This is a genomic window from Escherichia sp. WS1450 (genome assembly GCF_046487395.1).
GTDB classification, from domain to species: Bacteria; Pseudomonadota; Gammaproteobacteria; order Enterobacterales; family Enterobacteriaceae; genus Escherichia; species Escherichia coli.
Genome location: NZ_JBJQJO010000010.1, coordinates 24313 through 36327 on the forward strand (window position 1 = coordinate 24313; position 12015 = coordinate 36327).

Consider the following 12015-nt stretch of genomic DNA (forward strand, 5'->3'; position numbering starts at 1 on the left):
GTAATAGGCTACCTTGCTACAGCAAGCTCTTGACATAACTGTCAATGTCGCTGATGTATTTTTCTATTCCTGGAACATCCTTCTCACGAATCAGATGTTCCAGCGTTTCACATAACTGCTTGCCGGGTACCAGATTTAGCATGGCAAATACGCCTTTAAGACGATGAGCCGTTTGGGCTAACGCAGCAAAGTCACTGGTTGCTGCTTCAGTATACAGCCTCTTAACATCATCCGGTACTGTGTCTACAAAGAGCGCATAATAGCCGCTGGCATGGAGTTGCGCATTTTCATCTCCGCCCAGAGGCGATTCTGTCACCTCTTCCTGCGCCAGTTGCACTTCAATTAATTGTAAGACCGCTTCCTGCATAGCGTTGCTCATATTGAAGTTGACGCACAATTGACCAGGCCCAATTTCCCGTACGCCAGACTCATCATCGCTTAAAAGCAAGCCAGAGGCAGTAAGATTAGACGGATTATCCGTTAAAAAGATATCATAATCTTGACTAATTAATCTTTCATCGGGTGTGATACAGGTTGCACCCCAATTTTCTAACTGGCGAGTGACAATATTCCGAATTTCTGCCGAAGTAACATCCACCATTACGCAGACATCATCCAGTAAACGCTCTTCTTCCTCTTCAACTTCCGGGTCAGCTGCGAGCATTTTGATATGCACAGAGTAGCGTGTACCAAGCCCATCCCGCGTTTTAATGTTTAAATGGCCGCCCAGTTTACGTGCCAGTTGATCGCTCAGCCAGAATGCCAGCGGGTCCGCCTTGCCATAGCGATCGTTTTGGGTCTGGTTGATAAACGGGAAGTGCAAATTATCCATTTCATGAATACTTACGCCTTCTCCGGTGTCCAGAATGCGGAACGTCAGGCGGTCTTCGGAGGACTCATCCTGATCAACCTCAAGGGTGATTTTTCCCAATTGTGTTGAGGTCACGGCATATTGCATCAGTAGCAGCAAAATGCGTCGTAAGGCATCGCGATCGCCGCGGCGCATATCGTGTGCTTTCAGATGATTGTTAATCAGCAGTTGCAGACCTTTACGCTTGATGGCAGGCAACACTGAAGGCACAACTTCATCAATCAAATCCTGCACAGAGAACAGCACCGTCTCACTTTTCCAGCTATCGTCCGCAAGCATGTTCGCTAACTGTATTTCATCGACCAGCCGCACCAGCACATCTGCCTGATTCGCCAGTTGTTTGCTTTCCGGGGCGTTGAGTTTAGCTGCGCTCTCCGCCAGGGACTGTGCAGGTTCTTTCAGCGCATCGCCAATGTTTTTCATAAAGGTCATCCGCCCCTGCTGGTTTTTCTCATACAGACGCTGCGCCTGCTTGAGTTTCTTGTTTACCAGCACTTCGCGATCCTGATCGCGAATAATGAAAATTTGTGTGCGCGGCGCGACCTGGCTGCGGAACATGCGGATCTCATACAGCTCGTTATTGATCGTCGCCTGAATAATCCCCTGATGTTGTTCCGCCATGGTGGTGATGTTTTGCAGATTCAAATGCGGCAGCAAATGATCGGCAATTTTGTTACTTATGACAGTGCGGTTCGATTCCTGATCGTGAACCAGCAGGCCGAGCGGCAGCAGTGAGACTATCTCTTCATTAATTGCCCGTAAAATGCGCAATTCGTTATTGACCGCCGTGCTGGGGACGCTTTCTGTACTGCGGCTGGAGAAATGGCGGAATGTGGTATAGCCAAATAACGCCAGCGCCAGCAAACCGATGTTCAGCAGCAGTGGCAGCAGAATGTTTTGCAACGTATCCAGCAATAAGGTGCCATAAGGAACCTGCCAGACCAGTCGCATATCGGTAGAGTTGAGTGCCGAGGAGATTTCAATCTTCGTACTGTTAAAGTGGATACTGACGCTATCCGTCCCTTCTTTCTCATTATCATTGTTTCCCGTTGCCGTCGCGTCTGGCTCAAGGCGGAAACTGTCCAGCGGCATACCCGGCGGGATCAAATCATTAATCGGCAGATCAAAAGCCACGACCGTTGCCAGATGTCCTGGCTGGTTGAACGTGGTACGCAAGGTAAAGTAATGACCGTTCTGCCAGGCCAGGCGGCGCATGTTAGAAAAACTTTCGCGTTCATCGAGGGCGTTGGCCTGTTGCAACATCTCTGCACGACGTGAATCAACAATGTCGCTGACGGTCGATTCTTTAAATCCGGAGGTGAGATCTTTGAGGGGCAGGGTTGAGATCAGCACCAGACTGTTATCCTGACCATTCAGGTAATACATCGACCACGGTACATTTTCTGCGCCCCACAATGTGTCCAGATAGGTGGACATCCGTTGAGTCATCTCAAGCGTTGAGTTGTCGTGAGAGCCAAAGATTAACGCTTCCGTTTTGCGGCGTGGTTTTTCCAGATAGTAGACATCCTGTTTCAGGCGCGTCTCTTGTAAACCTTCGCCGGAGGAGGGGGAGGTCGTCGCGGCAATGTTGTCGTAAATCTGCCAGGTCACGTAACGCCAGGTATCGACGCGCTTTTGGATTGCGTGGGTAATGTCGACAATCTGGTAACTTTTATCTTTCAGCCAGGCGTTAACGGCACTTTGTACCATTACCCCCATCGTCACCAGTAACACAATGATCAACAGTAAAAAGAAGCGGGTAATGCTCCCCGGTAGGAGTGAAAAGCGGGTCGTGGCCGTTGTCTCTTTCTGACGCATTCGTGTTTATGACCTGTTAAAACTTCGCGAAGTGATAGGGCAGTATAAAGGGTACAGTGTGAAATTCCAGACTCTTACCTGATTGATGATTTTCTATTCTCCCGTGATATTTATCATCCTGCATTGGGGGAAATAGATGTACAAGCGCCATTTCGCTGTACAAATAACCTACAAAAAGCCCAACGAAATTAATTGCAAATAAACGAAGATTGCTGGAAATTATGCTGATGTTAATTATTTGTGAAATAGTTAACAAGCGTTATAGTTTTTCTGTGGTAGCACAGAATAATGAAAAGTGTGTAAAGAAGGGTAAAAAAAACCGGATGCGAGGCATCCGGTTGAAATAGGGGTAAACAGACATTCAGAAATGAATGACGGTAATAAATAAAGTTAATGATGATAGCGGGAGTTATTCTAGTTGCGAGTGAAGGTTTTGTTTTGACATTCAGTGCTGTCAAATACTTAAGAATAAGTTATTGATTTTAACCTTGAATTATTATTGCTTGATGTTAGGTGCTTATTTCGCCATTCCACAATAATCTTAAAAAGTTCCCTTGCATTTACATTTTGAAACATCTATAGCGATAAATGAAACATCTTAAAAGTTTTAGTATCATATTCGTGTTGGATTATTCTGCATTTTTGGGGAGAATGGACTTGCCGACTGATTAATGAGGGTTAATCAGTATGCAGTGGCATAAAAAAGCAAATAAAGGCATATAACAGAGGGTTAATAACATGAAAGTTAAAGTACTGTCCCTCCTGGTCCCAGCTCTGCTGGTAGCAGGCGCAGCAAACGCTGCTGAAGTTTACAACAAAGACGGCAACAAATTAGATCTGTACGGTAAAGTAGACGGCCTGCACTATTTCTCTGACGACAAGTCTGTAGATGGCGACCAGACCTACATGCGTCTTGGCTTCAAAGGTGAAACTCAGGTTACTGACCAGCTGACCGGTTACGGCCAGTGGGAATATCAGATCCAGGGCAACAGCGCTGAAAACGAAAACAACTCCTGGACCCGTGTGGCATTCGCAGGTCTGAAATTCCAGGATGTAGGTTCTTTCGACTACGGTCGTAACTACGGCGTTGTTTACGACGTAACTTCCTGGACCGACGTACTGCCAGAATTCGGTGGTGACACCTACGGTTCTGACAACTTCATGCAGCAGCGTGGTAACGGCTTCGCGACCTACCGTAACACTGACTTCTTTGGTCTGGTTGACGGCCTGAACTTTGCTGTTCAGTACCAGGGTAAAAACGGTAGCGTAAGCGGCGAAGGCATGACCAACAACGGTCGTGGTGCTCTGCGTCAGAACGGCGACGGCGTTGGCGGATCTATCACTTATGATTACGAAGGCTTCGGTATCGGTGGTGCGATCTCCAGCTCCAAACGTACTGATGATCAGAACAGCCCGCTGTACATCGGTAACGGCGACCGTGCTGAAACCTACACTGGTGGTCTGAAATACGACGCTAACAACATCTACCTGGCTGCTCAGTACACCCAGACCTACAACGCAACTCGCGTAGGTTCCTTGGGTTGGGCAAACAAAGCACAGAACTTCGAAGCTGTTGCTCAGTACCAGTTCGACTTCGGTCTGCGTCCGTCTGTAGCCTACCTGCAGTCTAAAGGTAAAAACCTGGGTGTCATCAATGGTCGTAACTACGACGACGAAGATATCCTGAAATATGTTGATGTTGGTGCGACCTACTACTTCAACAAAAACATGTCCACCTACGTTGACTACAAAATCAACCTGCTGGACGACAACCGCTTCACCCGTGACGCTGGCATCAACACTGATGACATCGTAGCTCTGGGTCTGGTTTACCAGTTCTAATCTCGATTGATATCGAACAAAGGGCCTGCGGGCCCTTTTTTCATTGTTTTCAGCGTACAAACACAGTTTTTTGGTGTACTCTTGCGACCGTTCGCATGAGGATAATCACGTATGGAAATAAGCTTTACCCGCGTGGCACTGCTGGCTGCCGCGCTCTTCTTTGTTGGTTGCGATCAAAAACCACAACCCGCCAAAACCCACGCTACTGAAGTTATCGTTCTTGAAGGCAAAACCATGGGTACCTTCTGGCGTGCCAGCATTCCGGGCATTGACGCCAAACGCAGTGCCGAACTTAAAGAAAAGATTCAGACCCAGCTGGACGCCGACGATCAGCTGCTTTCGACCTATAAAAAAGATTCCGCGCTGATGCGATTTAACGACTCGCAAAGTTTATCGCCGTGGCCGGTAAGTGAAGCGATGGCCGATATCGTCACCACCTCGCTGCGCATTGGCGCAAGGACCGATGGTGCGATGGATATAACCGTCGGGCCGCTGGTGAATCTGTGGGGCTTTGGCCCGGAACAACAGCCGATTCAAATTCCGAGCCAGGAACAGATCGATGCGATGAAAGCCAAAACCGGCTTACAGCACCTGACGGTGATTAATCAGTCCCACCAGCAATATCTGCAAAAAGACCTGCCGGATTTATATGTCGATCTCTCTACCGTCGGTGAAGGTTATGCGGCGGATCACCTGGCACGCTTGATGGAGCAGGAAGGGATTTCCCGCTATCTGGTGTCGGTGGGCGGCGCGCTGAACAGCCGTGGTATGAACGGTGCAGGCCAGCCGTGGCGGGTAGCGATTCAAAAACCAACCGATAAAGAAAACGCGGTTCAGGCCGTGGTGGATATCAACGGTCATGGGATTAGTACCTCTGGCAGCTACCGTAACTATTACGAACTGGACGGCAAACGTCTTTCTCATGTTATCGATCCGCAAACCGGGCGTCCCATCGAACACAATCTGGTATCCGTGACGGTGATTGCTCCGACGGCGCTGGAAGCCGATGCCTGGGATACTGGCTTGATGGTACTGGGGCCGGAGAAAGCCAAAGAGGTTGTTCGTCGGGAAGGGCTGGCGGTTTATATGATCACCAAAGAGGGCGATAATTTTAAAACCTGGATGTCGCCGCAGTTTAAAAGCTTCCTTATCAGCGAAAAAAATTAAAGCGCAAGATTGTTGGTTTTTGCGTGATGGTGACCGGGCAGACTAAAGGCTATCCTTAACCAGGGAGCTGATTATGAAAAACGCCACATGCTTAACTGACGATCAACGCTGGCAATCTGTCTTAGCCCGCGACCCGAATGCCGACGGCGAATTCGTTTTCGCCGTGCGCACCACGGGTATCTTTTGCCGTCCGTCTTGCCGCGCCAGACATGCCTTGCGGGAAAATGTCTCCTTCTACGCAAATGCCAGCGAGGCACTCGCCGCCGGATTTCGCCCCTGCAAACGTTGTCAGCCAGACAAAGCCAATCCCCGGCAACATCGCCTTGATAAAATTACCCACGCCTGCCGACTTCTGGAACAGGAAACGCCTGTAACGCTGGAAGCCTTAGCCGACCATGTGGCGATGAGTCCGTTCCATCTGCATCGGTTGTTTAAAGCGACTACCGGAATGACGCCGAAAGCCTGGCAACAGGCCTGGCGCGCTCGCCGTTTGCGCGAATTGCTGGCGAAAGGGGAGAGCGTGACGACGTCTATTCTTAACGCCGGATTCCCCGACAGCAGCAGTTACTACCGCAAAGCTGACGAAACGCTGGGCATGACGGCTAAACAATTCCGTCACGGTGGCGAAAATCTGGCGGTGCGTTACGCGCTGGCTGATTGTGAGCTGGGCCGTTGCCTGGTGGCAGAAAGCGAGCGGGGGATTTGCGCGATATTGCTGGGCGATGATGACGCGACATTAATCAGCGAGTTGCAGCAGATGTTTCCCGCTGCCGACAACGCGCCTGCCGATTTGACGTTTCAACAACATGTGCGTGAAGTGATCGCCAGCCTCAATCAACGCGATACGCCGCTGACGTTACCGCTGGACATTCGCGGCACTGCTTTTCAGCAACAAGTCTGGCAGGCACTGCGCACGATAGCTTGCGGTGAAACCGTCAGTTATCAGCAACTGGCTAACGCCATCGGCAAACCGAAAGCGGTACGGGCCGTTGCCAGCGCCTGTGCCGCCAACAAGCTGGCTATCATAATACCCTGTCATCGGGTGGTCCGTGGTGATGGCACACTTTCCGGTTACCGCTGGGGCGTGTCGCGTAAAGCGCAACTGCTGCGCCGCGAAGCTGAGAATGAGGAGAGGTAATGTTGGATCTGTTTGCCGATGCTGAACCGTGGCAAGAGCCACTGGCGGCTGGTGCGGTAATTTTACGGCGTTTTGCTTTTAACGCTGCGGAGCAACTGATCCGCGATATTAATGATGTTGCCAGCCAGTCGCCTTTTCGCCAGATGGTCACTCCAGGCGGATATACCATGTCGGTGGCGATGACCAACTGTGGGCATCTGGGCTGGACGACCCATCGGCAAGGTTATCTCTATTCGCCCATTGATCCGCAAACAAATAAACCGTGGCCCGCCATGCCGCAGAGTTTTCATCATTTATGTCAACGTGCGGCTACGGCGGCGGGCTATCCAGATTTCCAGCCAGATGCTTGTCTTATCAACCGCTACGCTCCTGGCGCGAAACTGTCGCTGCATCAGGATAAAGACGAACCGGATCTGCGCGCGCCGATTGTTTCTGTTTCTCTGGGCTTACCCGCGATTTTTCAATTTGGCGGCCTGAAACGAAATGATCCGCTCAAACGTTTGTTGTTGGAACATGGCGATGTGGTGGTATGGGGCGGTGAATCGCGGCTGTTTTATCATGGCATTCAACCGTTGAAAGCGGGGTTTCATCCACTCACCACCGACTGCCGCTACAACCTGACATTCCGTCAGGCAGGTAAAAAAGAATAAAAATAAGAATTATTATTGCTGTGCGCGCGAAGATGTTTAAACTGCGGGCTGTAATTCATTGTCCGGGTTTTCTGCATGGAACTTCTTGTACTTGTCTGGCGGCAGTATCGCTGGCCATTTATCAGTGTGATGGCGCTAAGCCTCGCCAGTGCGGCATTAGGCATTGGCTTAATTGCTTTTATCAATCAGCGCCTTATCGAAACGGCAGATACCAGTCTGCTGGTGTTGCCGGAGTTTCTGGGATTATTGCTGCTGTTGATGGCCGTCACTCTCGGATCGCAACTGGCGCTCACCACTTTGGGGCATCACTTCGTTTACCGACTGCGTAGTGAATTTATCAAGCGAATTCTCGATACCCACGTCGAGCGCATTGAACAACTTGGTAGCGCCTCGTTGCTGGCGGGGTTAACCAGCGATGTGCGCAATATCACCATTGCTTTTGTGCGTCTGCCGGAACTGGTGCAGGGGATCATCCTCACTATCGGTTCCGCGGCGTACTTGTGGATGCTGTCGGGCAAAATGTTGCTGGTAACGGCTATCTGGATGGCAGTCACCATCTGGGGCGGTTTTGTGCTGGTGGCGCGGGTTTACAAACATATGGCGACCCTGCGTGAAACCGAAGACAAGCTGTACACGGATTTTCAAACCGTACTCGAAGGGCGCAAAGAGCTGACTCTGAACCGTGAACGCGCCGAGTATGTGTTTAACAACCTCTACATTCCTGATGCGCAAGAGTATCGCCATCATATTATCCGCGCAGACACCTTCCATCTTAGTGCCGTGAACTGGTCAAACATCATGATGCTGGGCGCTATCGGCCTGGTGTTCTGGATGGCGAACAGTCTCGGTTGGGCTGATACCAACGTTGCCGCGACCTATTCGTTGACGCTGTTATTCCTGCGTACGCCGCTGCTTTCGGCGGTTGGCGCATTACCGACGCTGCTGACGGCGCAGGTGGCGTTTAACAAGCTGAACAAATTCGCGCTCGCGCCTTTCAAAGCAGAGTTTCCGCGCCCGCAGGCGTTTCCCAACTGGCAAACGCTGGAGCTGCGTAACGTGACGTTTGCTTATCAGGATAACGCGTTTTCCGTTGGTCCGATTAATCTCACCATCAAACGTGGCGAGCTGCTGTTTCTGATTGGCGGCAACGGTAGCGGAAAATCGACGCTGGCGATGTTGCTGACGGGCTTGTATCAGCCACAAAGCGGCGAAATCTTGCTGGATGGCAACCCTGTCAGCGGCGAACAACCGGAAGATTATCGCAAACTGTTTTCGGCAGTGTTTACCGATGTCTGGCTGTTTGATCAACTGCTGGGGCCGGAGGGGCAACCCGCTAACCCGCAACTGGTTGAGAAGTGGCTGGCGCAGCTGAAAATGGCTCATAAGCTTGAGTTAAGCAACGGGCGTATTGTTAACCTGAAGTTATCGAAAGGGCAGAAAAAACGCGTGGCGCTGTTGCTGGCGCTGGCAGAAGAACGCGATATTATCCTGCTGGATGAATGGGCGGCGGATCAGGACCCACACTTCCGTCGTGAGTTTTATCAGGTGCTGCTGCCGCTGATGCAGGAGATGGGTAAAACGATTTTCGCCATCAGTCATGATGATCATTACTTTATCCACGCTGACCGCCTGCTGGAGATGCGCAACGGGCTACTTAGCGAGCTGACAGGCGAAGAGCGCGATGCTGCTTCGCGTGATGCCGTTGCCCGGACGGCATAATATTTCGACGCTGACCTGGCGGACTGCTGCCGCCAGGTCAATATTCTAAAAATCCCTTCATTTCTAATAACCCTATAATTAATCAACGAAATTATAATGTTTCTAAAATTAGAATATAATTTATAAACATTATTTAAATGTTGTTACTTAAGTGTTACCGTTGATGCCGCGCAAATCTCACCTGCAATAAAGCGACTAAAAGTAAGGCATTAACAAGATGAAAAAAGTGACTGCCATGCTCTTCTCGATGGCCGTGGGGCTTAATGCCGTTTCGATGGCGGCAAAAGCGAAAGCGTCCGAGGAGCAGGAAACTGATGTACTGTTGATTGGCGGCGGCATTATGAGCGCCACGTTGGGGACCTATTTACGCGAGCTGGAGCCTGAATGGTCGATGACCATGGTGGAGCGCCTGGAGGGTGTCGCGCAGGAAAGTTCGAACGGCTGGAACAACGCCGGAACCGGGCATTCTGCACTGATGGAACTCAATTACACCCCGCAAAATGCCGACGGCAGCATCAGTATTGAAAAAGCAGTCGCCATTAACGAAGCATTCCAGATTTCCCGCCAGTTTTGGGCACACCAGGTCGAACGTGGTGTGCTGCGAACCCCACGTTCATTTATTAATACCGTTCCACATATGAGCTTTGTCTGGGGCGAGGATAACGTCAATTTCCTGCGCGCCCGTTACGCCGCGTTGCAACAAAGCTCGCTGTTTCGCGGTATGCGTTACTCTGAAGATCACGCGCAGATCAAAGAGTGGGCACCGTTAGTGATGGAAGGGCGCGATCCGCAACAGAAAGTGGCAGCCACGCGTACGGAAATTGGTACTGATGTGAACTATGGCGAGATCACCCGCCAGTTAATTGCTTCCTTGCAGAAGAAATCTAATTTTTCGCTGCAACTCAGCAGCGAAGTCCGCGCCCTAAAGCGTAATGACGATAACACCTGGACCGTCACTGTTGCCGATCTGAAAAACGGCACTGCACAGAACATCCGCGCCAAATTTGTCTTTATCGGCGCGGGCGGTGCGGCGCTGAAGCTGTTACAGGAATCGGGGATTCCGGAAGCGAAAGACTACGCCGGTTTCCCGGTGGGCGGTCAGTTCCTTGTTTCGGAAAACCCGGACGTGGTTAATCACCATCTGGCGAAGGTTTACGGTAAAGCATCCGTTGGCGCACCACCGATGTCGGTTCCGCATATCGATACCCGTGTTCTGGACGGTAAACGCGTCGTGCTGTTTGGGCCATTTGCCACCTTCTCAACCAAATTCCTCAAAAACGGTTCATTGTGGGATCTGATGAGTTCCACCACCACCTCTAACGTGATGCCGATGATGCACGTCGGGCTGGATAATTTCGATCTGGTGAAATATCTGGTGAGTCAGGTGATGTTGAGTGAAGAGGATCGTTTTGAAGCGTTGAAAGAGTACTATCCGCAGGCGAAAAAAGAGGACTGGCGTTTGTGGCAAGCGGGGCAGCGCGTACAGATTATCAAGCGTGATGCCGAGAAAGGTGGCGTACTGCGTCTGGGTACCGAAGTCGTCAGTGATCAGCAAGGGACCATTGCCGCGCTCCTGGGGGCATCGCCAGGGGCGTCAACCGCCGCGCCGATTATGTTGGATCTGCTGGAAAAAGTATTTGGCGATCGCGTTTCCAGTCCGCAATGGCAGGCAACGTTGAAGGCGATCGTTCCGTCTTATGGACGCAAGCTGAACGGTGATGTAGCGGCAACAGAACGCGAGTTGCAGTACACCAGCGAAGTGCTGGGGCTGAAATACGACAAGCCGCAGGTAGCAGATAGTACGCCTAAACCGCAGTTGAAACCGCAACCCGTTCAAAAAGAAGTGGCGGATATTGCGTTGTAATGATATGCCACATCCGGCATGGTATGCCGGATGTGGCTTATGCTGATAAGACGCGCCATCGTCGCATCAGTCAACCGGCTCGGGCGTTAGATGTCGGATGCGGCGTGACCGCCTTATCCGACCTACGGGGTGCCGCACTTCACAGCAGTTTAGCGAACTACCGCGTTGTCAATTTTCTCTTCCGCCTTCCAGATGCGGTATTTCACATCCACATTGTCTGGCGTATACACCACGATCGGCAGCTTGCTGTTGTAACGCAGCATTCCAGCATCGCCCAGATACGCGGTGACAAATTTCTTCTCTTTTTTGCCATCCGGGCAGGCCATCATCGTGGAAACCGGGGAACTGACTTTATCAAAGACATAATAATCATAGCCCCAGCCTTCCAGCGTTTTGCTTTCCAGCTTCCCGCCGAGACGATGCAAATTGCAATCGACTTCCAGCGTCTGGCCGATTAACAGTTCTACTTTCAGGGTAGATTCATCTTCTTGCGGGGTTAACTGAATCACCTGACGCTTCATGCCTTTTTCAGCTTGTGGATAAGGCGCGATTTTTTCCAGTGGCTGGACGCTTTCTGCCGCCCAGGCGGAAGTGGTGGCGAAAGCGGCAAACAATACTGCAGGTAGAATGGTCTTCATTTTTTTGCTTTCCTTCTTCATTTATAGGTTTTCACCGATGATGTCGCTGAAGGTTAACATATTCATCAGATTTATTAATTTGCTTTATGAATAACTTAAAGAACATTCAGACAATTTTACCTGCTCTTTTAGTGTTAAATTCTGATGAGAAAACAAACCAGCAGAAATATCTCTGGCGAATTAATCGCTATATAAATATGTTTATAACCATTTGAAATGTGAGCAAAAGCCCGTTTTTGCCACGCTTCCCGCCACTCTTTTGATCCTGCTACAGGTTTTACCCCGATCGGGGTATGCATCTTTGACAC

Annotated in this window: 9 protein-coding genes; 6 read left to right on the forward strand and 3 right to left on the reverse strand. The window is 50.5% G+C overall.

The genetic code is table 11. From position 1 onward, the window contains the following. Window positions 1–16 precede the first annotated feature (16 nt). The gene (gene rcsD, locus ACJHYR_RS13790; RefSeq protein WP_001249134.1) at window positions 17–2689 is read right to left on the reverse strand and encodes a phosphotransferase RcsD; all 2673 of its coding nucleotides are present in this window, start codon (window positions 2687–2689) and stop codon (window positions 17–19) included. Window positions 2690–3427: 738 nt separating this feature from the next. Between rcsD and ompC the strand changes: the two genes are divergently transcribed. The 6 genes from ompC (at window position 3428) to mqo (ending at window position 11069) form a co-directional block, all read left to right on the forward strand. Further along, complete coding sequence (ompC, locus tag ACJHYR_RS13795) at window positions 3428–4531, forward strand: porin OmpC (RefSeq protein WP_000865560.1); 1104 nt, start codon at window positions 3428–3430, stop codon at window positions 4529–4531. 111 nt (window positions 4532–4642) lie between these two features. Beyond that, window positions 4643–5698 (forward strand): FAD:protein FMN transferase ApbE, encoded by a 1056-nt coding sequence (gene apbE / locus ACJHYR_RS13800; protein WP_000406047.1) that lies wholly within the window; start codon window positions 4643–4645, stop codon window positions 5696–5698. Between the two features lie 73 nt (window positions 5699–5771). Further along, a complete protein-coding gene (ada, locus tag ACJHYR_RS13805) occupies window positions 5772–6836 on the forward strand; it encodes a bifunctional DNA-binding transcriptional regulator/O6-methylguanine-DNA methyltransferase Ada (protein ID WP_000786368.1) in 1065 nt (354 codons plus the stop codon). Next, window positions 6836–7486 carry a DNA oxidative demethylase AlkB gene (gene alkB, locus ACJHYR_RS13810; protein WP_000884965.1) on the forward strand — a complete coding sequence of 217 codons (651 nt, stop codon included), beginning with the start codon at window positions 6836–6838 and terminating at the stop codon, window positions 7484–7486. The genes ada and alkB overlap by 1 nt, the downstream gene beginning before the upstream one ends. Window positions 7487–7561: 75 nt before the next feature. Beyond that, window positions 7562–9205, forward strand: a complete 1644-nt coding sequence (yojI, locus tag ACJHYR_RS13815; RefSeq protein ID WP_000422213.1) for a microcin J25 efflux ABC transporter YojI — start codon at window positions 7562–7564, stop codon at window positions 9203–9205. A 217-nt stretch (window positions 9206–9422) separates the two neighbouring features. Beyond that, window positions 9423–11069: a malate dehydrogenase (quinone) gene (gene mqo, locus ACJHYR_RS13820; RefSeq protein ID WP_001587236.1), complete on the forward strand. Its 1647-nt coding sequence runs from the start codon at window positions 9423–9425 to the stop codon at window positions 11067–11069. 149 nt (window positions 11070–11218) lie between these two features. Here the strand turns inward: mqo and eco are convergent, their stop codons facing one another. Further along, entirely contained in the window at window positions 11219–11728 is a 510-nt protein-coding gene (gene eco / locus ACJHYR_RS13825) for a serine protease inhibitor ecotin (protein ID WP_000712250.1), read from the reverse strand. Between the two features lie 113 nt (window positions 11729–11841). Next, the gene (locus ACJHYR_RS13830; protein ID WP_001296243.1) at window positions 11842–12006 is read right to left on the reverse strand and encodes a hypothetical protein; all 165 of its coding nucleotides are present in this window, start codon (window positions 12004–12006) and stop codon (window positions 11842–11844) included. Window positions 12007–12015: the final 9 nt, after the last annotated feature.

Excerpts from the sequence above, each read along its gene's own strand:
- ada (WP_000786368.1), top strand. The coding sequence starts at position 5,772 with ATGAAAAACGCCACATGCTTAACTGACGATCAACGCTGGCAATCTGTC.
- yojI (WP_000422213.1), top strand. The coding sequence starts at position 7,562 with ATGGAACTTCTTGTACTTGTCTGGCGGCAGTATCGCTGGCCATTTATC.
- alkB (WP_000884965.1), top strand. The coding sequence starts at position 6,836 with ATGTTGGATCTGTTTGCCGATGCTGAACCGTGGCAAGAGCCACTGGCG.
- eco (WP_000712250.1), bottom strand. The coding sequence starts at position 11,728 with ATGAAGAAGGAAAGCAAAAAAATGAAGACCATTCTACCTGCAGTATTG.
- mqo (WP_001587236.1), top strand. The coding sequence starts at position 9,423 with ATGAAAAAAGTGACTGCCATGCTCTTCTCGATGGCCGTGGGGCTTAAT.
- rcsD (WP_001249134.1), bottom strand. The coding sequence starts at position 2,689 with ATGCGTCAGAAAGAGACAACGGCCACGACCCGCTTTTCACTCCTACCG.
- apbE (WP_000406047.1), top strand. The coding sequence starts at position 4,643 with ATGGAAATAAGCTTTACCCGCGTGGCACTGCTGGCTGCCGCGCTCTTC.
- ACJHYR_RS13830 (WP_001296243.1), bottom strand. The coding sequence starts at position 12,006 with ATGCATACCCCGATCGGGGTAAAACCTGTAGCAGGATCAAAAGAGTGG.
- ompC (WP_000865560.1), top strand. The coding sequence starts at position 3,428 with ATGAAAGTTAAAGTACTGTCCCTCCTGGTCCCAGCTCTGCTGGTAGCA.